Here is a 24,311-nt window from a genome sequence, read left to right on the forward strand (position 1 = left end):
CAAAGCAGAAGACGTAATCCAGTACCAGCCGGGGTCTCGGGGGGGGGGCGCGGAGTTGTGTAAAAAAAACGGGCCAACCGCACGGGCCCCCCACGCCGCCGGGCGGCGGCGCCCCGCCCGGGCGGCGGCGCCGGGGTGCCCCCGCAGTCGCCCGGCGGCCCCGGGCGGCCGGGGCAGGGCGGCGGTCCCGGACGGCAGCCCGGCGCGGCCCCGGACTGGCGCAAGCGGATCAAGGTCGGGTCGATCGCGCTGGTGTCGGTCCTGCTCGTGACCAGCATCGGCACGTACGTGTGGGCCGACTCCAAGGTGCGCCGCGAGGTGGACCTGTCCAAGGTCATCGACCGGCCCAAGGACGACGACTGCACCACGTACCTGATCGTCGGCTCGGACAGCCGCGAGGGCATGTCCGACGAGGAGAAGAAGAAGCTGCACACCGGCTCGGCCGACGGCAAGCGGACCGACTCCATGATGATCCTGGCGGCCTGCTCCAGCGGGAACACCATGATCTCGCTGCCGCGCGACTCGGACGTGGAGATCCCGTCCTTCGTCGGCTCCCAGTCGGGCAAGAAGTTCCCCGCCCAGGGCCGCCGGGTCAAGCTCAACGCGGCGTACGCGGAGGACGGTCCGGAGCTGCTGGTGCGGACCGTCGAGCACAACACCGGCCTGCGCATCGACCACTACGCCGAGATCGGCTTCGCCGGCTTCGCGAACATCGTGGACGCGCTCGGCGGCGTGGAGATGGACATCGAGAAGGGCTTCAAGGACGAGAAGTCGGGCGCCGACTTCCAGGCCGGCAAGCAGACCCTCAACGGCGAGCAGGCCCTGGCCTTCGTCCGCACCCGCTACGCCTTCGCCGAGTCGGACCTGGCGCGCACGAAGAACCAGCAGAAGTTCCTGTCGGCGCTGGCGAGCCAGGCGGCGACGCCCGGCACGATCCTGAACCCCTTCAAGCTCTACCCGACGCTCGGCGCGGGCCTGGACACCCTCGTCGTGGACGAGGACATGGGGCTGTTCGACCTGGCCGACATGTTCTTCGCGATGAAGGGCATCAGCGGGGGCGGCGGTACGTCCATGAACATGCCGATCTCCGGCGAGCGCGGCGGCAACCTGGTCTGGGACAAGGCCAAGGTGCAGCAGCTGGTCAAGCAGATCCAGAACGACGAGAAGGTGACGGTCACGGGCAACCGCTGAGCCCGTACCCCGTACCGGGCGGTGACGCGGGCGATACGGGCGAAGGCCCGCCGGGTGCTGGTGCTCCCGGCGGGCCTTCGTCGTACGCGTGGTGCGCGTGGTGCGCGTGGTGCGGCAGGTCAGCGGCGGCCGCGGGCGCGGGCGCGCAGCTTCCACGGCATGGCGATGGACTCCAGCTGCACGGCCAGGTTCATCTTCGACTCGCCGACGGTGCGGTCCTCGAAGTGGATCGGCACCTCCATCACCTGGAAGTCGCGGCGCAGGGCCGCGTACTTCATCTCGACCTGGAAGCTGTAGCCCGCGCTGCCGACCGACGCGAGGTCGATCGCGCGCAGCGCGTCCGCGCTCCACAGGTTGAAGCCGCCGGTGATGTCGCGGACGCGGGTGCCCAGGATGGTGCTCGCGTACGCGTTGGCCCAGCGGGAGAGCAGCTTGCGGTGCGCGCCCCAGGCGTCGGACAGGGTGCCGCCGGGGACGTAGCGGCTGCCGACGACGAGGCCGGCGCCGGTGGACATGGCGACGCCCAGCATCTCGGCGATCTTGCCGGCCGGGTGGGAGCCGTCGGCGTCCATCTGCAGGACGTACTTGGCGCCGTCCTCGACGGCCTTGCCCATGCCGGCGGCGTACGCGCGGCCTAGGCCGTCCTTGGACGTGCGGTGCATGACCGACATCCGCGGGGCGCCGTTCTCGCCGGTGTACTTCTCCGCCAGCTCCTCGGCGATCTTGCCGGTGCCGTCCGGGGAGGAGTCGTCGACGATGAGCAGGTGCAGACCCGGCAGGTCCAGGCCCATCAGCAGCTCGGCCATGACCGGTACGTTGCCCGCTTCGTTGTACGTGGGCATGACCACGGTCAGCGGGGTGTGCGCCCAGGCCTCGGGGAGGGTGGTGGTCGCGATGTCGCTCGCGCGACGGGAGTTGTGCTCGCCTATCACAGGGTTATGCCTCACTGAAGTCGGTCGTACGCCCGGTCCCGACCCGGGATCACCGGTCCGAGGAGAAGCGGAGGGCGGCGGGAGGCAGCTCTGCCTCGCACCACACCCGCACCCCCGTGCGAAGTTCGTTGTCAGCTCCAACCAGCGCGCCGTCCCCGATGACGGCGCCGTCCAGCACCGTGCGCGGGCCCACGACGGCCCGCGCGCCGATCAGGCTGGCGGTCACGTCGGTGTCCGCGCCCAGGGTCGCGCCGTCGAGCACGATGGAGCCGCGGACGACGGCCCCGGACTCGATCCGTGCGCCGGCACCCACCACGGTACCGCCCGACAGCTTCGCCCCGTCGGCCACCTCGGCACCCGGGAGCACCAGGGCCTCGCCGCGCGGGCCGGGGACGGCCGGCGAGGCGACGACGCCGCGGACGAGGTCGGCGGAGGCCTGCACGAAGGACTCGGGCTTGCCGAGGTCCAGCCAGTAGGTGTCCTCGGTCTTGCCGTACAGCTTGGCGCCGGAGGCGAGCAGGCCGGGGAAGGTCTCGCGCTCGACGGAGACCGGACGGCCCTCGGGGATCGCGTCGATGACGGAGCGGCGGAAGACGTAGCAGCCGGCGTTGATCTGGTCGGTGACGATCTCCTCGGGCGTCTGCGGCTTCTCGGTGAAGGCCAGGACGCGGTTCTCGGAGTCGGTGGGGACCAGGCCGAAGGCGCGCGGGTCCTCGACGCGGACCAGGTGCAGGGAGACGTCGGCGTCGGCGGCGCGGTGCGACTCGACCAGGCCGGCGATGTCGAGGCCGGTGAGGATGTCGCCGTTGAACACCAGGACGGGCTCGTCCGGGCCGCCGGTCAGGCGCTGGGCGGCGTTGCGGATGGCACCGCCGGTGCCGAGCGGCTCGTCCTCGACGACGTACTCGAGGTGGACGCCGAAGTCGGAGCCGTCGCCGAAGTAGGGCTCGAAGACCTCGGCGAGGTAGCAGGTGGCCATCACGATGTGCGTGACGCCGGCGGCAGCGGCCCTGGCTATCTGGTGGGCGAGGAAGGGAACACCGGCCGCGGGAACCATGGGCTTGGGGGTGTTCACCGTGACGGGGCGCAGTCGCGTCCCCTGCCCACCGACCAGCAGGATCGCTTCCGTCATTTCTTCTCCCCATCAGATCCGGGCGTACGAAGACACAAATTTAGCCCACCCGGAGACGTGCAAAGGCCGGAGACGGCTGCTCGCGGCCGCCTGCGGGCAGGGCGTTGCAGAAGTGTTGGCTACGGTGCGTCACGGGGGGTTGCGGGCCATGACGATCGGCCGGCCGCGCCCACTTGAGAACCCCCGGCTCACCAGTTTCCTGTTCTCTCAACTGTGATCCCTTGACCCCGTGGGCGCGGGGTCGGGAGCATCGAACGGGACGCGACCGAAGACCTCACAGCAGGGGGACGGCATGGCAGTAACGCGGCTGGTCGGGGAGTGCGAGAAGGGGACGTGCGCCACCTTGTACCGCGTCGAGGAAACCGGAGACCTCCTGGTACAGGGCTACGACGTGGGGGACGCGGGGTCCGTGGTCGGCATCGAGATCCCTGCGGGCGAGTCCGTGGTCCGCATCCCCGCCGAGATCATCGAGAGGTACGCCCGTGAGCATCTCGCCCTCTGAATTCGAGAATCTCTTCTCCAGCTTTCGCCGGGAGGCTTTCCGGCTGGAGACTCTGGACGACTACAGCGGATCATCCGACCCGGAGATGATCCGCGCATTCCTGGCCGGCGAGCCCCAGCCGGACAACTACAATCAGGAGTGGGCTGACGAGGTACGCGGCAATATTGAGGCCGGAAAGCGCATGTACCGCGTCCACGTCCTGTCACGCCCCATGACGGACTACCTCCGGTTCGAACTCGGCTGGGGCTACCGCAAGAACGCGAAGGCCGGAGAAGAATTCTTCATCCTGGACACCACGGATCAACCGAACCCGCTGGAAGGGGTTCCGGACTTCTGGATGTTCGATGAATCCTCCGTGGTCTCGATGAGCTACGGAGAGGGCGGAAAGTTCCTGGGGGCCGAACCCCATTCCGACCCTGCGGATTGGATGGCCCGCCGCGACCTGGCCCTGAGTCGCGCCGTACCGTTTGCCGACTGGTGGGAGCGGTACGGGGAAGTGTGAACAGAACCGACCTGGGCAAAGCGCTGCGGGAACTGCGAGTAGCCAGCGGAAAGCAGGCAAAAGCAGTTGCCCGCAGCGCAGTCATGTCCCCGAGCAAACTGAGCAAGATCGAGAATGGGGCTCTGCCTCCCTCCGTCCTCGATGTCGAGCGCATCCTGGAGGCCCTGGAAGTCTCCGCCGAGGTAAGGGCGGAGCTGGCCGAGGCAGCCCGCAGGGTAGCTACAGAGGCCACGGCGTGGCGCATCCACCGGCGAACCGGCCTGCACAAGCACCAGGAAGAGATCCAGGCCGTCGAGGCCCAGACAACCCTGCTCAGGGTGTTCCAGCCTTCCTGCATTCCCGGCCTCCTCCAGACCCCCGAGTACGTCCGGGGAGTGCAGCAGGGTTCGGAACTGACCGACGACGCTCTGGAGAAGATGATCGGCGCGCGCCTGCGTCGCCAGGAAATCCTCTACAGCGGCGCCCGGAACTTCCGGTTTCTGATTACCGAATCAGTGCTCAGGTGGCGGCTGATCCCGCCACCCATGATGGCCACGCAGCTGGACAAGCTCATCACGATGTCGCGGATGCCGAACATCGAGATTGGCGTCGTTCCATTGAGTGCGCCCATGCCGGGGCTGCCCACATCGTCGTTCGTTCTCTTCGACAGACGGCTTGCCGTCATCGAGATCCCTCACGCTGAAATCACCACCAGCGAAGTGCGCGATATCGAGCTGTACGAAGACAAGTTCGAGGCCTTCGACAGGGTCGCTCTGTCCGGTGACAGCATGTGGGGCCTCGTCGCAGGCATCCGCGACGACTTCTTGAGTGAACAGGAAACCGGCTAGAACCACGCGCCGCACCCGGCCACGATTGGGCTGTCGATTCCCGCTCTGGCCGGGCGGGTTACCGAGAACCGTAGACAACGGAGGTAACGGCATGCGCATGTGGTGGCAGACCAAGGTGGACGGCAACCCGCAGGACGACAGCGACAGCGGTAACAAGCACGGCGGCGGTGGCTCCGACGAGGGCGGCAACACGAACGACGGTCAGAGCCCGGCGGACGGCAAGTGACCGAGCGCACTGCGACGGAGGCGGGCCCGGCCGGGCTCGCCTCCCTGCTCATGGACAAGGGAGCCCTCACAAGCGATTGGCTCCCCACGTTCGAGGCGGTACCGCGTCACGCGTTCATGCCCGATGCCATCTGGCCCGGCCGCGCAGGCATGAACCGGCAGAGTGACCGCATACTGCGCAGCGAGGAGCCCGAGGCGTGGTGGGAGGCCGTCCACCAGGACGCGCCGATCACGACCCAATGGGACGACGGCGCGTACTCCGGACCGGGCAGGGGCTTGTCCCCCACGTCGTCCAGCTCCATGCCCACCATGGTCTTCTCGATGCTCGATGCCCTCGGCGTCGAGGACGGGCAGACCGTGTTGGAGATCGGAACCGGCACCGGGTGGAACGCGGGTTTGCTGTCGCACCGTGTCGGCGCGGAGAACGTCGTCACGGTCGAGGTCGACGCGTCCAGCGCCGAGGATGCGCGCACGCGCCTGAATCTCGCCGGATACCGCCCGCTGGTGCACGTCGGAGACGGGGCGCAGGGCTACCGTCGGCGGGCCCCGTACGACCGGGTGATCGCTACCTGTTCCACCGGCAGCGTGCCCCCGGCGTGGCGGGCACAGACGAAGCCCGGCGGCGTCATCGTCACCCCGTGGGGGCCGACGTACGGCGGGGAGGCGGTGGCGCGGCTCACGGTCGCCGAGGACGGCTCGGCGACGGGCCCGTTCATCGGGTCGTCCGCGTTCATGAGGATGCGCGCCCAGCGCAAGAGCCTGCCCCCGACCAGCGCGTATCTCGGCGGCAGGAAGTGGCCGGGTGCCGGGGTGAGGTCGCAGACGGAGCTGTCCCCGGACGACGTGGGCGACTGGATCCACATGTTCGCCATCGGTGTTCAGGTGCCCGACCTGTTCTGTCGGGTCGAACGGGGCGACGGCGGGTCGTACCGGCTGTGGCTCATGGACACGGGCGTCACGTCGTGGGCGACGGCCGACTACGAGGACGGCCGTACCGCGTTCCGTGTGGTCCAGTCCGGTCCGCGCACGCTGTGGGGCGAGTTGGCAGCCGCCCACCGCTGGTGGGCGCAGCGGGACCGCCCCGGCTTCGAGCGGTTCGGGCTGACCGTGGACGACAACGGGGAACAGGTCTGGGTCGACTCCCCGGACGACGTCGTCCCGGTCCGCCGCTGACCGCTGACCCCTGGCGCGGACGACCCCGCCGAGCGGCCCGAAGCCGCCCGGTCCAGCCCGTACGAAAGGCCCCCGGCACACACCGGGGGCCTTGTCGTTCGTGCAGGTCAGCACCCGCTGACGGGCGAAAACCCCGCTACGGCAGGTTGCGGGCCATCACGATGCGCTGGACCTGGTTCGTTCCTTCATAAATCTGCGTGATCTTCGCGTCGCGCATCATGCGCTCGACCGGGTAGTCGCGGGTGTAGCCGTAGCCGCCGAGGAGCTGGACGGCGTCGGTGGTGACCTCCATGGCGATGTCCGAGGCGAAGCACTTGGCCGCGGCGCCGAGGTAGGTCAGGTCGGCGTCGCCGCGCTCCGAGGCGGCGGCGGCCTGGTAGGTCAGGGCGCGGGCGGCGGAGATCTTCATGGCCATGTCCGCGAGCATGAACTGGATGCCCTGGAAGTCGGCGATCGGCTTGCCGAACTGCTTGCGCTCCTGGACGTAGCCCTTGGCGTAGTCCAGGGCGCCCTGCGCGATGCCGAGGGCCTGGGCCGCGATGGTGATGCGGGTGTGGTCCAGGGTCTTCATGGCGGTGGCGAAGCCGGTGCCCTCGGCGCCGATCATGCGGTCGGCGGGGATCCGTACGTTGTCGAGGTAGACCTCGCGGGTCGGGGAGCCCTTGATGCCGAGCTTCTTCTCCGGGGCGCCGAAGGACACGCCTTCGTCCGACTTCTCGACGACGAAGGCCGAGATGCCCTTGGAGCGTGCCGTCGGGTCGGTCACGGCCATGACCGTGTAGTACTCGGAGACGCCGGCGTTGGTGATCCAGCGCTTGACGCCGTTGAGCACCCAGAAGTCGCCGTCGCGGACCGCGCGGGTCTTCATGCCGGCGGCGTCCGAACCCGCGTCGGGCTCGGAGAGGCAGTACGAGAACATGCCGTCGCCCTTGGCGAGCGGGCCCAGGTACTTCTTCTTGAGCTCCTCGGAGCCGGACAGGATGACCGGGAGCGAGCCGAGCTTGTTGACCGCCGGGATCAGCGAGGAGGACGCGCACACGCGGGCCACCTCTTCGATGACGATCACGGTGGCGAGCGCGTCCGCGCCGGCGCCGCCGTACGTCTCCGGCACGTGGACGGCGTGCAGGTCGTTGGCGACGAGCGCGTCCAGCGCCTCCTGCGGGAAGCGGGCCTCCTCGTCCACCGCGGCGGCGAACGGGGCGATCTTGGCCTCGGCAAGGGCGCGGACGGACTCGCGGAGCATGTCGTGCTCCTCCGCCGGGCGGAACAGGTCGAAGTCGGCAGAACCCGCCAAGGTCTCTCACTCCCCAGTGTGACGCAGTGCGTGATGCTAACTACCGTTAAGTAACTCGAATCCTAGTCTCCGGGCGCGCCGCTGCGACATGCCCGCCGCACGTGAGCTGCATGACAGAGCCCCGGCAACCGGAACCTCCCCTCTCGTGCGCGCGACTATGCTCGGTGGCCGCATACATCCTGTCCGGCCGCCACGCCGCACCTTTGGAGCATTCATGGCCCTCAAGATCACCGTGATCGGCACCGGCTACCTCGGCGCCACGCACGCCGCGGCGATGGCAGAGCTGGGCTTCGAGGTGCTCGGGCTGGACATCGTCCCGGAGAAGATCGAGATGCTGGCCGCCGGCCGGGTCCCGATGTACGAGCCGGGCCTGGAGGAGCTGCTCGCCGCGCACGTCGCGGGCCTGCCGGGCTCGACGGGGCGGCTGCGCTTCACCACCTCGTGGGAGGAGGTCGCCGCCTTCGGCGACGTCCACTTCGTGTGCGTGAACACCCCGCAGAAGCACGGCGAGTACGCGTGCGACATGAGCCACGTCGACTCCGCGTTCGACTCCCTCGCCCCGCACCTGACCCGCCCAGCCCTGGTCGTCGGCAAGTCCACGGTCCCGGTCGGCTCGGCGGACCGGCTGGCCGCCCGGCTCGTGGAGCTGGCCCCGGCCGGGGCGGACGTGGAGCTCGCCTGGAACCCCGAGTTCCTGCGCGAGGGCTTCGCCGTCCAGGACACCCTGCGCCCCGACCGGATCGTGGTGGGCGTGCGCGGCGGGAACGCCGAGAAGCTGCTGCGCGAGGTCTACGCGACCCCGATCGCCGAGGGCAGCCCCTTCGTGGTCACCGACTTCCCGACGTCCGAGCTGGTCAAGACGGCGGCGAACTCCTTCCTGGCCACCAAGATCTCGTTCATCAACGCCATGGCGGAGGTCTGCGAGGCCGCCGGCGGCGACGTGGTGAAGCTGGCGGAGGCGATCGGCCACGACGAGCGCATCGGCTCGAAGTTCCTGCGGGCCGGCATCGGCTTCGGCGGCGGCTGCCTGCCCAAGGACATCCGGGCCTTCATGGCCCGGGCCGGCGAGCTGGGCGCCGACCAGGCGCTGACCTTCCTGCGCGAGGTCGACTCGATCAACATGCGGCGGCGCGGCCACATGGTCGAGCTGGCCCGTGAGGCGGTCGGCGGCTCGTTCCTCGGCAAGCGGGTCGCGGTGCTCGGCGCCACCTTCAAGCCCGACTCGGACGACGTACGGGACTCCCCCGCGCTCAACGTCGCCGGGCAGATCCACCTCCAGGGCGGCCAGGTCACCGTGTACGACCCCAAGGGCATGGACAACGCCCGCCGCGTCTTCCCGACCCTGGCCTACGCCGAGTCGGCGATGGCGGCGGTCGAGGGCGCGGACGTCGTGCTGCACCTCACGGAGTGGCGCGAGTTCCGCGACCTGGACCCGGCGGCCCTGGGCAAGGCGGTCGCGGACCGCCTGGTCCTGGACGGCCGCAACGTCCTGGACGCGGACCTGTGGCGCGCGGCGGGCTGGACGTACCGCGCGATGGGCCGCCCGAAGGCGTAGTCCCCTGCCAGGCCGAAGACGTGGTCCCTGCCGGCCCGAGGGCCGGCGGAACGGTCAGCCCATGCCGCCCGTACCGTCCATACCGCTGTAGCCGCTGCACTGGGTGTGCTCGTTGCCCTGCGACACCGTGTACTGGGCCGGTTCGACGTTCGGCATGTTGAAGCCGCCGTTGGCGGGGATGGTGAACTGGCCGCCCGCGGCCGTCGGTGACGACAGGAACGCGGGTCCCGGGGTGAACCCGCCGCCCGACAGGTGCACCTTCCCGTTGGGCAGGACGGCGGAGACGGAGCAGGTGGCCGCGGGAGCGGCGGCCGCGGTGGCGGCGTGGAGGGCGGCCGGGGCCGCGACGAGGGCGCCGGCCAGGACGGGGGCCAGCAGCAGCGGTCGTACACGTCGGTTCAGCATGCTTCCTCCCGGGCGGGAGCGTGGACGAGTGAACAAGTGGACGAGCGGAGCCCGGCGGCCGGTGCGCACCACACCCGGCGGACCGCCGCGGGCGGGGGAAACGGGCGGAGCGCGCCCGAGCGACGCCGTGGCGGGCCGCAGCCGTTGCCGCGAGGCCGGGCCGCAGCCGTTGCCGCGGGGCCGGGCCGCAGCCGTTGTCGCGGGGCCGGGCCGTGGGTGTCCGCCCCCTCCATCGTCCCCCGCCCGGCCCGAGGTGTCGATCGGACCGCCTCGGGCGGGGCGGGGCGGGGTGGGGTCGGGCCGAGCCGGGTGTCAGCGCGGGGCGGGCTCGCGGCGCATCGGCCACAGGGTGGGGCCGCCGCCGGGGAGTTGGGCCTCGCCGAGCACCGTGAAGCCGAAGTGCTCGTAGAAGGGCAGGTTGTCGGGCTTGGAGGACTCCAGGTAGACCGGCAGGCCGTCCGCGTCGGCCTTGGCCAGGCCCGAGCGCAGCAGGGCGGCGCCGTGGCCCTGCCCCTGGGCGGCCGGGTCGGCGCCGACCACGGCCAGGTACCAGTGCGGCTCCTTGGCCCCCTGCCCGGCGGCGGCCTCGGCGGCCTGGCGGAACAGGTCGGCGGTGTCGCCGAGGATGCCGGCGAGCTCGGCGACGAGCTCCGCGTCGGGAACGGCCTTGTCCTGGGCGCCCGGCGGCACCCACATGGAGCTCGCCGCCGCCGTCCGCTCGCAGACGCCGAAGCGGACGTACTGCCGGGTGAAGATCGTGGAGAAGTACCGGACCAGCCCGTCCTCGCGGGTGGCGGGGTCGGGGAAGAACCAGCGCATCATCGGGTCGTCGTCGAACGCGCGGGCCAGGGTGTGGCCTATCGCTGACGCGTCGTCGACCGTTGCCGTTTTCGGGGTGTTCGTCATCGACATACGGGCCATTCTGCGCCCGGGTACTGAAGAGGGGTCAAAGGGGGTACTCGTAAGGGGATTTCAGCGTAAAGGGATGTCAGCCGCGGGCGCGGTACGTGCGCATCTTGGCGCGGCTGCCGCAGACCGACATCGTGCACCAGCGGCCGCGGCCCGCCGGGCTGCGGTCGTAGTACGCCCAGTGGCAGTCCTCGGCCTCGCACGCCTTCAGGCGGGTCCAGGTGCCGGCGGCCACCGCCTCGGCCACGGCCGACGCGATCCGCGGGAGCAGTGCGTCCCCGGGCGGCGGGGTGAGGGCGGCGCTGCCGTCGGCGGCCACCGCGAGGGTCAGCGGGACGGTGGCCAGCAGCCGGTTCAGGGTGTCCCGGGAGGCGGCCGGCATGGTGTGGCCGGCGTGGGCCAGCAGCGCGCCGCGCAGCGCCTCGCGCAGCTCGGCGGCCTGCGCGAGGGCCGGCCCGGACAGGCCGAAGCGGGCCGCGAGGCGGTCCTCGCCCGTGTCCACGCTGAGCGTGTTGACGAGGTCCTCCACCAGCGCGAGCCCGCCGGGGGCCGGCGCACGTTCACTCATACCGACGACGTTACCTCTTGGCTTCGCCATGCGGTAACGCGTAGGGTCGGCGTTACCGGTAGGAGGCGCCTACCGGTAACGCGTGAGGAGTTCCGTCATGGCCATCGCCAAGCTCGGCACCGTCGTGCTCGACTGTCCCGACCCGCTCGCCCTCGCCTCGTTCTACGCCGCCCTGCTGGGCGGCGAGCCCGACCCCGCGGAGGAGGGCTGGGTCGAGCTCGCCGGCCAGGGCACCCGGCTCGCCTTCCAGGAGGCCCCGGGCCACACCCCGCCGGCCTGGCCCTCCCCCACGGCCTCGCAGCAGTTCCACCTCGACCTGACGGTGGACGACCTCGACGTCGCGGAGGAGCAGGTCCTGGCCCTGGGCGCGAAGGCCCTGGACACGGACGACCACTCCCGCAACTGGCGGGTCTACGCCGATCCGGCGGGGCACCCGTTCTGCCTGTGCGCCAGTTGAGGGCTGTGGGCCTACCGCGGCCGCTCACGGCTTGCGGTGGTGGGCCGCCCGGGAGGTGAACTCCACGTCCCGCAGCACCCGCGCCGCGTTGTCCCACGTCAGCAGGGCGAGATCGGGCTCCGGCCAGCCGCGGTCGAGCAGTTCGGCGATCAGCCGGGGGTAGCCCGAGGGGTCGCCCAGGCCGGCCGGGTGGCCGTGCGGCGGGTCGGCGCCGAAGCAGGCGCCGAGGCCCACGCTCTCCGGGCCCGCGACCGAGCGGATGTGGTCGAGGTGGTCGGCCACGGCGTGCAGGGAGTCCCCGGTCTGCTCGGCGGAGAAGGTGACCATGCAGACGCCGCCCGCCGCGCGGACGGCCAGCAGGACCTCGTCCGGCACGTTGAGCGGGTGCCGGGTGAGGGCGGCCGCGGCCGTGTGGGAGATCATCACCGGCGCCCGGGAGGACTCGGTGATCTCGATGGCGGCGTCCGGCGGACAGGCCGTCAGGTCGACCACCATCGCCAGGCGGTTCATCTCCCGGACCACCTCGTGCCCGAAGGGCGTCAGCCCCTCCTGCGCCCAGGCCGCCCCGGCCGGCGCCAGGCTGCGCACCCCCAGGGTGTGGAAGGCGCGCAGGGTGCCCAGGGAGTCGGTCAGGGTGCTGCCGGGCACAGGGCCCAGGAACGACGCGATCCGCCCGCGGTTGCGGGCGTCCGCCAGGTCGCCCGCGGTCAGCGCGACGAGGAGCTCGTCGGGGTAGCGGCCGAGCAGTTCGTGCGCGACGTCGATCTGCTCCAGGGTGTCGGCGACCACCCGGTCGCCGGTCACCGGTGTCAGCAGCGACCAGAACTGCGCGCCCACCGCGCCCGAGCGCAGCAGCCGCGGGATGTCGGTGTCGGTGTCGTGGTACGGCTTCTGGCGCAGCGTCCAGACGAGGGTGTTGCACCCGTCCGCGACGGGATGCTCGGCCAGCAGTGCTGCGGCCCGCTCCAGGGCGCCTGCCAGCACGGGGCCGGGGACGGTCTCGGGGGCGCCCACGGAGGGGCCCGCCTCGGGTTCTTCCTGCAGGTCGGCCATGGATGCGCTCCGGGGTTCGGCGGCAGCAGGGCAATCTGGTGCCACCGTGACACGAGGGGCGGGCGGGTTCGCGGCGGGTGTGGCGTTCGGGTGGTTGCCCACCCGGAACGCCCCACCCGGAACGCCGCACCCCGCCGCTTCGGGGCCGGAGAGGGCCGCCGCTACGGAGCAGCCGGCTCCGGCATGACCGCGTTCGACGGGCCCCGCGTCGCCGACAGGTCCCGCGCCACCGCCTCGGCGTCCCGCAGCACCCGTACCGCGTTCGACCACGTCAGCTTCGCCAGGTCCGCGTTCGACCAGCCGCGCGCCAGCAGCTCGGCGAGCAGGTTCGGGTAGCCCGAGACGTCGTCCAGCCCGGCCGGGGTGAAGGCCGTGCCGTCGAAGTCGCCGCCGATGCCGATGTGGTCCACACCCGCGACCTCGCGCATGTGGTCCAGGTGGTCGGCCACCGTCGCCGCCGTGGCGACCGGCCGCGGCCGGTCCGCCTCGAAGGCGCGGTGCAGGGCCATCGCCTCCGGGCCGGTGTCCAGCGGATGGAAACCGTGCGCGCGCAGGTTCCGGTCGGCCGCGGCCGTCCACTCCACGGCCGCCGGCAGGACGAACTTCGGCACGAACGTCGCCATCGCGATGCCGCCGTTGGCGGGCAGCTGCGCCAGGACGTCGTCCGGGACGTTGCGCGGGTGGTCGCAGACGGCCCGCGCCGAGGAGTGGCTGAAGATCACCGGGGCGGTGCTGGTCTCCAGCGCGTCGCGCATCGTCGTCGCCGCCACGTGCGAGAGGTCGACCAGCATGCCGATGCGGTTCATCTCGCGGACGACCTCGCGGCCGAAGTCCGTGAGCCCGCCGTGCCGCGGCTCGTCCGTCGCCGAGTCCGCCCAGTCCACGTTGTCGTTGTGGGTGAGCGTCAGGTACCGCACGCCCAGCTGGTGCAGGGCGCGCAGGGTGGCCAGCGAGTTGTTGATGGAGTGGCCGCCCTCGGCGCCCATCAGGGAGGCGATGCGGCCCGATGCGCGGGCCGCCTCCATGTCGTCGGCCGTCAGGGCCCGGACCAGGTCGCCGGGGTAGCGGTCGATCAGCTGGTTGACGGCGTCGACCTGTTCCAGCGTGGCGCTGACCGCCGCGTCGCCGGCGAGCTCGGCCGTGACGTACACCGACCAGAACTGCGCCCCGACCCCGCCGGCCCGCAGCCGCGGGATGTCGGTGTGCAGGACGGCCGACTGGTCGGTGGCGATGTCGCGCCGGTCGAGGTCGTAGCGGACCTGCTTGCGCAGCGCCCACGGCAGGTCGTTGTGGCCGTCCACGACGGGGTGCTCGGCCAGCAGCCGGCGGGCCTGCGCCAGGTGCGCGGCCGTCCGCTCCCGGGCGGCCGTCTGCTCCTGCGCGGCCGTCCGCGCCGCGTGCGCAGACGGCTGCTCCGGGACCGCCGCCTGCCCGGGTACGCCGCCCTCGGCCGGGCCGTGCGTCATCCGGCCGCCACCTTGGTACGCAGCCGCTTGCCCTTCTCGGTGGCCTGGTCGTTGAGCTCCTGCTGGAACTCCACCATCCGGGCCATCAGGTCCGCGTCCTGCGTGGCGAGGATCCGCGCGGCAAGCAGCCCCGCGTTGCGCGCCCCGCCGACCGAGACGGTGGCGACGGGAACGCCGGCCGGCATCTGGACGATCGAGAGCAGCGAGTCCATGCCGTCCAGGTACTTCAGCGGGACCGGGACGCCGATGACGGGCAGCGGGGTGACCGAGGCCAGCATGCCGGGCAGGTGGGCCGCGCCCCCCGCGCCGGCGATGATCGCCTTCAGACCGCGCTCGGCGGCCTGCTCGCCGTACGCGATCATCTCGCGCGGCATCCGGTGGGCGGAGACGACGTCGACCTCGTAGGGGATCTCGAACTCGTCCAGGGCCTGGGCGGCGGCCTCCATGACCGGCCAGTCCGAGTCCGAGCCCATGACGATGCCGATGACGGGGTTGCTCGGGGTCGCGGTGCTCATTCCGTGATCGTTCCTCTGAGGTAGGCGGCTGCGTGACGTGCGCGCTCCAGCACATCGTCCAGGTCGTCGCCGTAGGTGTTGACGTGGCCGACCTTGCGACCGTGTTTCACGTCCTTGCCGTACATATGGATCTTGAGCTGCGGGTCCCGGGCCATGCAGTGCAGGTACGCCGCGTACATGTCGGGGTAGTCCCCGCCGAGCACGTTCGCCATGACCGTCCAGCGGGCGCGCGGGCGCGGGTCGCCCAGCGGGAGGTCGAGCACCGCGCGGACGTGGTTGGCGAACTGGGAGGTGATCGCGCCGTCCTGGGTCCAGTGGCCCGAGTTGTGCGGGCGCATGGCCAGCTCGTTGACGAGGATGCGGCCGTCCGCGGTCTCGAACAGCTCGACCGCCAGGTGGCCGGTCACGCCGAGCTCCTGGGCTATCCGCAGGGCCAGCGCCTGCGCCTCGCCGGCGAGCTCCTCGGAGAGGTTCGGGGCGGGCGCGATCACCGTGTCGCACACGCCGTCCACCTGGATGGACTCGACCACGGGGTAGGCCACGGCCTGGCCGTGCGGGGAGCGGACGATGTTCGCCGCGAGCTCGCGGACGAACTCGACCTTCTCCTCCGCCAGGACCGGGACCCCCGCCCTGAACGGGGCCTCCGCGTCCTCCTCGCTGTGCACGAACCACACGCCCTTGCCGTCGTAGCCGCCGCGCACGGTCTTGAGGATGACGGGGAAGCCGTCGCCCTCCGCCGCGAAGGCCGCCACGTCCGCCGGATCGCGCACGATCCGGTGGCGGGGGGTGGGGGCGCCGATCGCGTCGAGCTTGGCGCGCATCACCCCCTTGTCCTGGGCGTGCACCAATGCGTCGGGCCCCGGGCGGACGGGGATGCCGTCCGCTTCCAGGGCCCGCAGGTGCTCGGTGGGCACATGCTCGTGATCGAAGGTGATCACGTCGCATCCGCGCGCGAAGGCGCGCAGCGTGTCCAGGTCGCGGTAGTCGCCGATGACGACATCGCTCACGACCTGGGCCGCCGAGTCCTGGGGGGTGTCACTGAGGATCTTGAATCTGATGCCGAGGGGGATACCCGCCTCGTGGGTCATGCGGGCGAGCTGACCGCCGCCGACCATGCCGACTACCGGGAACGTCACTCCACCAGGGTATCCGCCGGTATTCGGCCATCCGGACCAGGCCCGTGCCGGCCCACGGTCACTCGCACACGTGCTCGACAGTGTCGGAGGGCACATGTGCACCAAGGGGCGGACACTTAACATGGTCTGGCCGCAGCCGTCGACTGACAGGGACTGAACCATCACATGAGTGAGCCGAAAGCAGGAGCGACGCTGACCGAGCGCCTCCGGGGCGTGGTCCGGGAAGTCGCCAAGTTCGGTGCGGTGGGCGGGCTCGGTGTCCTGGTCAACCTGGGCGTCTTCAACCTGATCCGGACCACCACCGACCTCCAGGTGGGGCGGGCGAACGTCATAGCCATCACCGTGGCGATCGTCTGCAACTACATAGGGTTCCGCTACTTCACCTACCGCGACCGCGACAAGAGCGGCCGCAAGCGTGAGATGACCCTCTTCCTGCTGTTCAGCCTGATCGGCATGGTCATCGAGACCGGCATCCTGTACGCCGCCACCTACGGCTTCGGCTTCGACAGCCCGCTGCAGAGCAACATCTTCAAGCTGTTTGGCATCGGCGTCGCGACCCTCTTCCGCTTCTGGTCGTACCGCACCTGGGTCTTCCGCGCCCTGCCCGAGTCCGGCCACACCATGGAGCCGGCCGTGGTCGGCGCCACCTCCGAGGTCTCCGAGGTCTCCGAGGACCCCGCGCCCGCCGCCGCCCCGCAGCCGGAGAGCCGCGAGCAGCGCGCACCCCGCGTCCCCGCCGTCTAGGCCACGGCCAGTCCGCCCGCCGGCGCCTGAACCGCTGCCGGGCCGGATGCCGCCCCGCCCCCGGCCCGGCAGCGCCCCGGCAGCGGCATTTCAGACGAGGTCACAGCCCGCGAGGGGCGTCGTCGAGGAGCAGTTGTTCGGGGTGTTGCCGGTGATGGAGTTGCCGAGGAGCGTCAGGTTGCTGAAGTTGTAGATCCCGCCGCCCGCCAGGCCCGGGCCCACCGCGATGTTCGCCGTGATCGTCGAGCTGACCACCCGCGCCTGCCCGGCTACGGCCATGCCGCCGCCGAAGTGGTTCGCCGCGTTGTTGCGTACCGTGCTGCGGTACACGGTGAGCAGCCCGGGTCCGTTGACGATGCCGCCGCCGTCCTGGCTGGAGTTGTTGCGCACCGTGGAGTTGTTCACCGTGGTGGTGCCAAGGCTGGCGATGCCGCCGCCCGCCTCGGTGGCGTGGTTGAGGAGCACGGTGCTGGAGTTCAGCGTGACCGTGGCGCCGTTGTTGAACAGACCGCCGCCGTTGTCGGCTTCGCCGCCGGTCAGGGTCAGCCCGGAGATCGTGACCCGGACCGTCGTCGGACCGTTGACCGTCAGTGTCCGGCCCGCGTCGTTGCCGTTCAGCGTCGCACCGGAGGAGCCGGTGAGGGTGAGGCTCTTGCCGATCGTGAAGGTGCCCACGCAGGTACCCCGGATCAGCAGGATGTCACCGGGAGCCGCGTTGTTGATCGCGGTCTGGAGGTTCTGGGTCGGGCAGTTCACGAAGATGAAGGCGGCCGAGGCCGGGGACGCCGCGGCCAGGCCGGCCGCGGCTGTCGTGACCGCCACCGTCACGGCCGGTACCAACCGGCGCCACCCGGCCCGGGCCGTTCGCAGTCTGGGCATGGGGAAGTCTCCTGTCCGTCCGCCGGACCGTCCGGCCGACGGACGGATCCGTGCCCGAGCGGGGCGCAAGGGCCAACCCGGACCCCGCACCGCTCCCACGAACGCACGGCGACGACCACCGGTACGGCCCATACAACGACATGCGACGACCACCGGTCCGGCAGCCCAGCCGACCACCGGCACGGGCTAACCCTCGGCTGGGCCACGTCGCGTCCCCAACCTCACAGGGCAATACATCCAGACCGGCGTCTGGGCCGCCTCTTCGGCCCGTAGCCGGATGCGGCCCTAGCGGACCGTCTCCGGGTGGTCCTGCGGTTCGGGCGCCGTCCGGCTGAGGAACAGCGCGAACACCGGCGGCCGGCCCTGGAGCAGCTCCAGCCGTCCGCCGTCAGCCTCCGCGAGGTCGCGGGCCACCGCCAGTCCGATGCCGGTGGAATTGCGGCCGCTGATCGCCCGCTCGAAGATCCGGTTGCCGAGGTCCGCCGGGACGCCCGGCCCCTCGTCGGTGACCTCGATGACCGCCTGGTTGCCGGTCACCCGGGTGCGCAGGGCGACCGTGCCGCCCCCGTGCATGAGGGCGTTCTCCACCAGCGTGGCCAGCACCTGCGCGACCGCGCCCGGGGTGCCCACCGCCCGTATGCCGTGCTTGCCCGAGCGGACGATCGGCCGCCCGGCGCTGCGGTAGGCCGGCCGCCACTCCTCCACCTGCTGCTTGACGACCTCGTCCACGTCGAAGGTGACCGCCGAGCCGGTCCGCGGGTCCCGGGAGTTCGTCAGCAGCCGCTGCACCACGTCCGTGAGCCGCTCCACCTGGGTCAGGGCGATCGTCGCCTCCTCCCGCACGGTCTCCAGGTCGTCGGCGACCGTGATCTCCTCCAGCCGCATCGACAGCGCCGTCAGCGGCGTCCGCAGCTGGTGCGAGGCGTCCGCGGCCAGCCGCCGCTCGGCCGTCAGCATCCGCCCGATCCGCTCCGCGCTGGAGTCCAGCACGTCCGCGACCCGGTCCAGCTCGGGGACCCCGTACCGCTTGTGGCGCGGCCGCGGGTCGCCCGAGCCGAGCCGCTCGGCGGTCTCGGCGAGGTCGGTGAGCGGGGAGGCGAGCCGGTTGGCCTGGCGTACGGCGAGCAGCACGGCCGCGACGACGGCCAGCAGCGCGACCGCGCCGACCACCACCAGGGTCCGGCCGACCTCGTCGGTGACCGTGGAGCGGGACTCCTCCACGGTGACGGTCCGGCCGTGCTCGCTGCGGGCCGTGCCGCGCACCACCGCGCCGCCGATGGGCTCCCCCAGCTCGACGGGCTGCTGTCCGGGCACCTCGATCCGGGCGAAGCGGCCGGGGTCGAGCTGGTCGGAGAGCGCGTGGGCGTCGACCGGCCGGCGCTCGACGATGTACGAGTCCACGATGCCCGCCAGGCCCTGGGCCTCGGACTCGACCTGCTCGTGCGCGCTGCTGGTGATCGTCCGGGTCTCCACGATCACCAGGGAGACGCCGAAGACGGCGATGACGACGAGCACCACCGCGAGGGTGGAGTTGATCAGGCGGCGGCGCATGGCGGGACGGGCTCAGCTCTTCTCGAAGCGGAAGCCGACGCCGCGGACGGTGGCGATGTAGCGCGGGTTGGCCGCGTCGTCGCCCAGCTTCTTGCGCAGCCAGGAGATGTGCATGTCGAGGGTCTTGGTGGAGGACCACCAGGTGGTGTCCCAGACCTCGCGCATCAGCTGGTCGCGGGTGACCACCCGGCCGGCGTCGCGGACCAGGACCCGCAGGAGGTCGAACTCCTTCGCCGTGAGCTGGAGCTCCTCCTCCCCCATCCAGGCGCGGTGCGACTCCACGTCGATGCGTACGCCGTGGGTGGCGGGCGCCTGGCCCTGCTCGGCGGCGCCGCGCCGGAGCAGGGCCCGGACCCGGGCCAGCAGCTCGGCCAGCCGGAACGGCTTGGTGACGTAGTCGTCGGCGCCCGCGTCGAGACCGACGACGGTGTCCACCTCGTCGGCGCGGGCGGTCAGGACCAGGATCGGGAAGCCGTGGCCCTCGGCGCGCAGCCGGCGGGCGACCTCCAGCCCGTCCATGCCCGGCAGACCCAGGTCGAGCACCACGAGATCGACGCCGCCCTGCAGGCCGGCGTCCAGCGCGGTGGGTCCGTCCTCGCGGACCTCGACCTCGTACCCCTCCCGGCGCAGGGCGCGGGCCAGGGGTTCCGAGATGGATGCGTCGTCCTCGGCGAGCAGTACACGCGTCATGTGGGTGATGGTAGTCCGCGGCGGTCGGTGCGCGGACTGACCTCGCACACCCCTTCCGATCTGCCCTTATGGAGCCATGGTCACCTTTGAAATTGCTAAACGGTTGCAGCATTACCTGTGATCCATCTCTCAAAGATTCCGAATGCCCTACTGACGTGTCGTATGGTGGCGAGACGTCTGATGCAGTATTTCGGGGTTCTTTATGCGTAAAAGCAGGAAGATCTTCGAATTGATGTGTATAGGCGTGAATGACCTGTGGGCCGGGCCCCGTAGCGCGAGGAGGCGTGTCGGGGTGTGAACCCCGGAGGGCGGCAGATCCGTCCCTCCGGCGTGGGCCCCCTCACCGGGCGCTGTCCCGCTCACGAAGCGCAGCGTCCCGAGCAATCAAGGATCGACATGGCTTCCAGCCTGACGCAGGCCTCGCCGAGCGCAGCTCACGAGAGAACCGTCCTCGGCCACCCCATCGGCCTGGCCACGCTGTTCATGACCGAGATGTGGGAGCGCTTCTCCTACTACGGCATGCGTGCGCTTCTCGTCCTCTACTTGGTCTCCGGCGGCGTGGACGCCGCGACCGGCAGCCAGGGCGGCGGGCTCGGCTTCACCGCCGCGACGGCCACGGCGATCTACTCCGTGTACGTGGCCATGGTCTACCTGATGGCCATGCCCGGCGGCTGGTTCGGCGACCGCGTCTGGGGCGCCCGCAAGACCGTCGCCATCGCCAGCTTCGTGATCATGGCGGGCCACGTGTCGCTCGCCCTGCCCGGCCAGGCGGCGTTCTTCGTCGGCCTGCTGCTGGTCGCGATCGGCTCCGGCCTGCTGAAGGCCAACATCTCCACGATGGTCGGCCACCTGTACAAGGGTGCGGACGACCCGCGCCGTGACAGTGGCTTCACGCTCTTCTACATCGGCATCAACGTCGGCGCCTTCGCCGCGCCGCTCGTGATCGGCACCATCGGCGAGACCGTCAACTGGCACATCGGCTTCGCGCTCGCCGCCGTCGGCATGGGCATCGGCCTGGTCATCTTCCTGCTGGCCGGCCGCACGCTGAGCCCGAAGAGCAGCCTCGTCCCGAACCCGCTGACCCCGGCCGAGCGCAAGGCCGTGATCACCAAGGCCCTCGCCGTCCTGGCCGTCGTCGCCGTCTTCTACGGCGCCGTGGTCGCGGCGGACATGTTCACCATCAAGTGGGCGCTGTACCCGATCACCATCGCCGGTCTGATCATCCCGGTCGCCGTCCTCGTCCGCATCAAGCGGGACAAGGACCTGTCTACCGTCGAGCAGACCCGGATGAGCGCCTACATCTGGTTCTTCGTGGCCGCCGCCGTGTTCTGGATGATCTACGACCAGGGCGGTTCGACCCTGTCGCTCTTCGGTGACGAGAGCTCCGAGCGCAACCTGTTCGGCTGGGAAGTCCCGACCACCATCTTCCAGTCGCTGAACCCGCTCTTCGTGGTGGCCCTGGCCCCGGTCTTCGCCGCCGCGTGGGTCGCCCTGGCCCGCCGCAACCGCGAGCCCAGCACCATCGTGAAGTTCTCGGTGGCCCTGGCCATCATCGGCGCCTCGTTCTTCGTCTTCGCCGTGCCGCTGAACCAGACCGCCGGCAACGACACCAAGGTCACCATGTGGTGGCTGGTGCTGATCTTCCTGATGCACACCATCGCCGAGCTGTGCCTGTCCCCGGTCGGCCTGTCGGTCACCACGAAGATGGCGCCGCAGAAGTACGCCTCCCAGATGATGGGCGTGTGGTTCCTGGCCGTCACCGCCGGTGACTGCATCACCGGTCTGCTGGGTCTGGCCGAGGTGAAGCTGGACGGCGTCGGCGTGATCCTCTTCCAGGCGGCCGCCGCGGCGCTCGCCGGTCTTGCGATCTTCATGTACCGCAAGAAGGTCAACGCGCTGATGGGCGACGTGCACTGAGACGTGCACTGACACGTCCCGGGCGGGGCTGCCGCCCCGCCGGGTGAACGGCCCGGCACACCGCGAGGTGTGCCGGGCCGTTCGGCGTCCGTGGCCGTTCGGCGCCGGCGTCCGGGGCCTGTACGGGGCGGCGGGTCGGGCTCGGCCGATACGGCCGCTACCGCCGGTGGACCGGGCCGCTACGGCCGGCCGGTCGTACCGCGCAGGCGGCGCCACGGGGTGAACGTGAAGACCGCGCCGCCGAGCAGGATCACCGTGCCGGCGACCAGGGCCAGCGCCTTCAGGCCGCCCGCGTCCTCGGCGCCGGTGTCGGCCAGGCCGCCGCCGGTCGTGCCGGCGCTGCCGGTCGTACCGCCGTCGCTCTGGGAGCCCGAGCCGCCCGGCTGGGCGGCGGTGTCCAGCTCCAGGGAGACCCCGCTGCTGTTCGCCTTGCAGGGCACGTTGATCGGCGTGCTGCCCGGGGCCATCGTGACGTCGATCGTCAGCTGGTCCGGGCTCAGCGTGACCTTGCCGGACTTGCCGGGCTTGTAGGTGCCGGTCATGTCGTTCAGGCTGACCGGCGCCCCCTGCGGGATCGGCTCGGCGTTGGCGGGGCCGGACACCTTGACCGTGCCGCTGTCGGCGCCGCCGAGCTTGATGTTCATGGACGGCTTCAGCGCGCCCGCCGGCAGGGCCATCGGGCTGGCCATGGCGCCCTTGGCGGTCTTGACGGTCAGGTCGAAGCTGCCGCCGTTCTTCTTGGCGTTGATCGTCACGGGGGTCTTGATGCCGCCGGGGACCACCGCGCCGCAGTCGAAGCTGACCTCGACGGGCTTGCCCGGGAAGTCGGTCTGCCCGCCTCCGCCCCCGCCGGCGGAGCCGCCGGACGTCGAACCGCCGCTCTGTGATCCGCCGCTCTGTGATCCACCGCTCTGCGATCCGCCCGAGCCGGAACCGCCGCTGCCGGAGCCGCCGTCCGCGACCTTGATCGTCGCGCCGACGCCGGGCTGCTCCTTCGGCGAGCACTTCGTGACGAAGCCGCTGAAGTCCACGTCGTACTTGCCCGGCGTGATCGTGACGTCGCCGGCCTTGGTCAGCTTGATCTTGCCCTTCATGTCGGACATGACCATGGGGGCCTTCTTCGGGATGGGCGGGTTCTTCCGCTCGCCCTCCAGCTTCACCTCCTGGGCCATCGCCCCGCCCAGCTTCACGTACCCGATGGGCTTGACCGTGTCCTTGGGCAGGTCCATCAGGTCGGTGTTGTTCGAGGCGGGCTTGACGGTCTTCCACACCACCTCGACCTCGTCGCCGACCTTGGCGGTCGCCGGGGCCGTGATCGACACGGTGGTGGTGCCCTGGACCGGCCCGCCACCGCCGGCCGGCGGAATGCACTCCACCTTGTACGAGACCTCGGCGGCCGCGGCCGGCGCCGCCGCCAGCAGGATCCCCGCCCCGCCGAGCAGCAGCGCGACCCCGGCCGCGCTCATCCTCCGTTGGGTGCTCACGAATGTCCCTTCGTCGTCGGACGGTCATGTGACGGTGCGGATGTCTGCGGGGTGAACCACGGCAGTCCGGCCGCGGCGTCGCTCCGAGGTGCGGGGGCGGGGCCGGAGCCCGGCTCGGTACGGGAGCCCGGCTCGGTACCGGCGTCCTCCGGCTCGGCTGTGCGGGTCGGGGTCCCCCCGGACGGAGTCCGGGGGCGGACCTTGTCCACGACGGCCATGCCGGCCCGGAAGACGGCGGCGGGCACGACGACGCACAGCAGGCACCAGAAGAGCAGCACGCCGTACGGGCGGCCCACCCCCCAGGGCTGGGCGGCCAGCACCTTCTCGCCGTACTTCAGGGAGATCGTGTAATCGCCGTACGCGCCCGCCGGCAGGGCCACGTCGAGTTCCACGCGGGCCTTCCGGCCGGGCGGGATCGTGCCCTTCCACCGGGCCTCCTCCCAGACGGGCGCGAAGACCCCGTGGGCGGTGCCGAGCTCGAAGACCGGGTCCTTGACGGGCGCCGAGCCGAGGTTGCCGACGGTCACCGTGAACCTCCGGGTGGGCGGGGCCCCGAACCAGGTCAGCACCCCGTCGTCGCCCTTCAGCTGCACCCCGGTGAGCAGCGCGAGGCGGGCCGTGCCGGTCTCGGCCGGCAGGTCCGCCACCTCGTGGTCGGTGATCCTCAGGGGGACGGCGACGGTGGACTGGTCGCCGTTGACCGAGGTCACGTTCACCACGCAGGGGCACGGCTTGGGCGGCGCGGTGACCGGCAGCCGGGCGGTGAACCTCCCGCCGGCGTCCACGGAGACGGCCACCCCGTCGGCGTTGGCACAGCTGTTGGTGCCGCCGATCATGTTCTGCCCGCACAGCAGCACCATCACCAGGGTCCCGCCGCGCCAGCCGTTCCCGGTGACGGTCAGCGCGGTGCCCTTGGCGGCCTCCTGGAGGGACAGCGACGCGGTCGGTTTCGCCTCGTCCGCCGCGTCCGCCGCGTCGGCCGCGTTCGCCGCGTCGGCGAGGGCGGGGCTCGCCGGGGTGAGCGCGAGCAGCGCGGCCAGCACGACCAGCGCGAGCGTGAACAGGGCGGCGTGCGCCCTCCCGGCCTTGCCGATCACTTGGCGGCTCCTGTCAGCAGCTCGTGGTCCGGTGCGGGTGGCCCGCCCCCGGCGGCGGGCCCGTGCTCGCCGCCGCCGTCGGCGCGGTCGTCGGCGCTGCCCTCCGC

General features: G+C 71.3%; 24 protein-coding genes and 1 pseudogene. 10 read left to right on the forward strand and 15 right to left on the reverse strand.

Annotated features, from left to right (window positions below; translation table 11 throughout):
• Positions 1 to 120 precede the first annotated feature (120 nt).
• Positions 121 to 1,191: pseudogene (locus GPJ59_RS14870) on the forward strand (LCP family protein); the annotation flags it as partial.
• A gap of 119 nt (positions 1,192 to 1,310) precedes the next feature.
• Here GPJ59_RS14870 and GPJ59_RS14875 read toward each other — a convergent pair.
• Complete coding sequence (locus GPJ59_RS14875; RefSeq protein ID WP_219667618.1) at positions 1,311 to 2,033, reverse strand: polyprenol monophosphomannose synthase; 723 nt, start codon at positions 2,031 to 2,033, stop codon at positions 1,311 to 1,313.
• Positions 2,034 to 2,172: 139 nt separating this feature from the next.
• A complete protein-coding gene (locus GPJ59_RS14880; protein ID WP_219667599.1) occupies positions 2,173 to 3,255 on the reverse strand; it encodes a sugar phosphate nucleotidyltransferase in 1,083 nt (360 codons plus the stop codon).
• 292 nt (positions 3,256 to 3,547) lie between these two features.
• Here GPJ59_RS14880 and GPJ59_RS14885 point away from each other — a divergent pair, with 292 nt between their 5' ends.
• The 5 genes from GPJ59_RS14885 (at position 3,548) to GPJ59_RS14900 (ending at position 6,484) form a co-directional block, all read left to right on the forward strand.
• Positions 3,548 to 3,757: a hypothetical protein gene (locus tag GPJ59_RS14885; protein ID WP_219667600.1), complete on the forward strand. Its 210-nt coding sequence runs from the start codon at positions 3,548 to 3,550 to the stop codon at positions 3,755 to 3,757.
• Positions 3,738 to 4,259 (forward strand): DUF6879 family protein, encoded by a 522-nt coding sequence (locus GPJ59_RS14890; protein WP_219667601.1) that lies wholly within the window; start codon positions 3,738 to 3,740, stop codon positions 4,257 to 4,259. The genes GPJ59_RS14885 and GPJ59_RS14890 overlap by 20 nt, the downstream gene beginning before the upstream one ends.
• Positions 4,256 to 5,086, forward strand: a complete 831-nt coding sequence (locus tag GPJ59_RS14895; protein ID WP_219667602.1) for a helix-turn-helix domain-containing protein — start codon at positions 4,256 to 4,258, stop codon at positions 5,084 to 5,086. The genes GPJ59_RS14890 and GPJ59_RS14895 overlap by 4 nt, the downstream gene beginning before the upstream one ends.
• 91 nt (positions 5,087 to 5,177) lie before the next feature.
• Positions 5,178 to 5,312 (forward strand): hypothetical protein, encoded by a 135-nt coding sequence (locus GPJ59_RS37425; RefSeq protein WP_258024400.1) that lies wholly within the window; start codon positions 5,178 to 5,180, stop codon positions 5,310 to 5,312.
• Between the two features lie 149 nt (positions 5,313 to 5,461).
• Positions 5,462 to 6,484, forward strand: a complete 1,023-nt coding sequence (locus GPJ59_RS14900) for a methyltransferase domain-containing protein (RefSeq protein WP_374200852.1) — start codon at positions 5,462 to 5,464, stop codon at positions 6,482 to 6,484.
• Between the two features lie 136 nt (positions 6,485 to 6,620).
• Here the strand turns inward: GPJ59_RS14900 and GPJ59_RS14905 are convergent, their stop codons facing one another.
• Entirely contained in the window at positions 6,621 to 7,778 is a 1,158-nt protein-coding gene (locus GPJ59_RS14905) for an acyl-CoA dehydrogenase family protein (protein WP_219667603.1), read from the reverse strand.
• 214 nt (positions 7,779 to 7,992) lie between these two features.
• Between GPJ59_RS14905 and GPJ59_RS14910 the strand changes: the two genes are divergently transcribed.
• Positions 7,993 to 9,333, forward strand: a complete 1,341-nt coding sequence (locus tag GPJ59_RS14910; RefSeq protein WP_219667604.1) for a UDP-glucose dehydrogenase family protein — start codon at positions 7,993 to 7,995, stop codon at positions 9,331 to 9,333.
• Between the two features lie 54 nt (positions 9,334 to 9,387).
• On the opposite strand, the gene GPJ59_RS14915 is transcribed toward GPJ59_RS14910, so the two are convergent.
• The 3 genes from GPJ59_RS14915 to GPJ59_RS14925 form a co-directional block, all read right to left on the reverse strand.
• Complete coding sequence (locus tag GPJ59_RS14915) at positions 9,388 to 9,738, reverse strand: hypothetical protein (RefSeq protein ID WP_219667605.1); 351 nt, start codon at positions 9,736 to 9,738, stop codon at positions 9,388 to 9,390.
• 312 nt (positions 9,739 to 10,050) lie between these two features.
• Positions 10,051 to 10,659 (reverse strand): GNAT family N-acetyltransferase, encoded by a 609-nt coding sequence (locus GPJ59_RS14920; protein ID WP_219667606.1) that lies wholly within the window; start codon positions 10,657 to 10,659, stop codon positions 10,051 to 10,053.
• A 67-nt stretch (positions 10,660 to 10,726) separates the two neighbouring features.
• Complete coding sequence (locus tag GPJ59_RS14925) at positions 10,727 to 11,215, reverse strand: CGNR zinc finger domain-containing protein (protein WP_219667607.1); 489 nt, start codon at positions 11,213 to 11,215, stop codon at positions 10,727 to 10,729.
• A 97-nt stretch (positions 11,216 to 11,312) separates the two neighbouring features.
• Here GPJ59_RS14925 and GPJ59_RS14930 point away from each other — a divergent pair, with 97 nt between their 5' ends.
• Positions 11,313 to 11,672 (forward strand): VOC family protein, encoded by a 360-nt coding sequence (locus GPJ59_RS14930; protein ID WP_219667608.1) that lies wholly within the window; start codon positions 11,313 to 11,315, stop codon positions 11,670 to 11,672.
• A 24-nt stretch (positions 11,673 to 11,696) separates the two neighbouring features.
• Here the strand turns inward: GPJ59_RS14930 and GPJ59_RS14935 are convergent, their stop codons facing one another.
• The 4 genes from GPJ59_RS14935 to GPJ59_RS14950 all read right to left on the reverse strand — a co-directional run bounded on the left by GPJ59_RS14935 (position 11,697) and on the right by GPJ59_RS14950 (position 15,938).
• Positions 11,697 to 12,725, reverse strand: coding sequence for a membrane dipeptidase (locus GPJ59_RS14935; RefSeq protein ID WP_219667609.1), 1,029 nt, complete (start codon positions 12,723 to 12,725; stop codon positions 11,697 to 11,699).
• Between the two features lie 161 nt (positions 12,726 to 12,886).
• The gene (locus tag GPJ59_RS14940; protein WP_219667610.1) at positions 12,887 to 14,191 is read right to left on the reverse strand and encodes a dipeptidase; all 1,305 of its coding nucleotides are present in this window, start codon (positions 14,189 to 14,191) and stop codon (positions 12,887 to 12,889) included.
• Entirely contained in the window at positions 14,188 to 14,706 is a 519-nt protein-coding gene (gene purE / locus GPJ59_RS14945; protein WP_219667611.1) for a 5-(carboxyamino)imidazole ribonucleotide mutase, read from the reverse strand. The genes GPJ59_RS14940 and purE overlap by 4 nt, the downstream gene beginning before the upstream one ends.
• Positions 14,703 to 15,938, reverse strand: coding sequence for a 5-(carboxyamino)imidazole ribonucleotide synthase (locus GPJ59_RS14950; RefSeq protein ID WP_258024401.1), 1,236 nt, complete (start codon positions 15,936 to 15,938; stop codon positions 14,703 to 14,705). Before GPJ59_RS14950 ends, purE begins: the two co-directional genes overlap by 4 nt.
• A 69-nt stretch (positions 15,939 to 16,007) precedes the next feature.
• Between GPJ59_RS14950 and GPJ59_RS14955 the strand changes: the two genes are divergently transcribed.
• Positions 16,008 to 16,586 (forward strand): GtrA family protein, encoded by a 579-nt coding sequence (locus tag GPJ59_RS14955; protein ID WP_219667613.1) that lies wholly within the window; start codon positions 16,008 to 16,010, stop codon positions 16,584 to 16,586.
• A gap of 90 nt (positions 16,587 to 16,676) precedes the next feature.
• On the opposite strand, the gene GPJ59_RS14960 is transcribed toward GPJ59_RS14955, so the two are convergent.
• From GPJ59_RS14960 to GPJ59_RS14970, 3 genes are all read right to left on the reverse strand, one after another.
• The gene (locus GPJ59_RS14960; RefSeq protein ID WP_219667614.1) at positions 16,677 to 17,465 is read right to left on the reverse strand and encodes a hypothetical protein; all 789 of its coding nucleotides are present in this window, start codon (positions 17,463 to 17,465) and stop codon (positions 16,677 to 16,679) included.
• A 285-nt stretch (positions 17,466 to 17,750) separates the two neighbouring features.
• Positions 17,751 to 19,016, reverse strand: a complete 1,266-nt coding sequence (locus GPJ59_RS14965; RefSeq protein WP_219667615.1) for an ATP-binding protein — start codon at positions 19,014 to 19,016, stop codon at positions 17,751 to 17,753.
• A gap of 12 nt (positions 19,017 to 19,028) precedes the next feature.
• The gene (locus tag GPJ59_RS14970) at positions 19,029 to 19,706 is read right to left on the reverse strand and encodes a response regulator transcription factor (protein ID WP_219667616.1); all 678 of its coding nucleotides are present in this window, start codon (positions 19,704 to 19,706) and stop codon (positions 19,029 to 19,031) included.
• Positions 19,707 to 20,102: 396 nt separating this feature from the next.
• Between GPJ59_RS14970 and GPJ59_RS14975 the strand changes: the two genes are divergently transcribed.
• Positions 20,103 to 21,623 (forward strand): peptide MFS transporter, encoded by a 1,521-nt coding sequence (locus GPJ59_RS14975; RefSeq protein WP_219667617.1) that lies wholly within the window; start codon positions 20,103 to 20,105, stop codon positions 21,621 to 21,623.
• A 179-nt stretch (positions 21,624 to 21,802) separates the two neighbouring features.
• Here the strand turns inward: GPJ59_RS14975 and GPJ59_RS14980 are convergent, their stop codons facing one another.
• Together GPJ59_RS14980 and GPJ59_RS14985 are read right to left on the reverse strand one after the other, a co-directional pair.
• A complete protein-coding gene (locus GPJ59_RS14980) occupies positions 21,803 to 23,089 on the reverse strand; it encodes a hypothetical protein (RefSeq protein WP_219667620.1) in 1,287 nt (428 codons plus the stop codon).
• Between the two features lie 14 nt (positions 23,090 to 23,103).
• Positions 23,104 to 24,204, reverse strand: coding sequence for a hypothetical protein (locus GPJ59_RS14985; protein ID WP_308120304.1), 1,101 nt, complete (start codon positions 24,202 to 24,204; stop codon positions 23,104 to 23,106).
• Positions 24,205 to 24,311: the final 107 nt, after the last annotated feature.

This window comes from Streptomyces bambusae (assembly GCF_019400985.1).
GTDB classification, from domain to species: Bacteria; Actinomycetota; Actinomycetes; order Streptomycetales; family Streptomycetaceae; genus Streptomyces; species Streptomyces bambusae_A.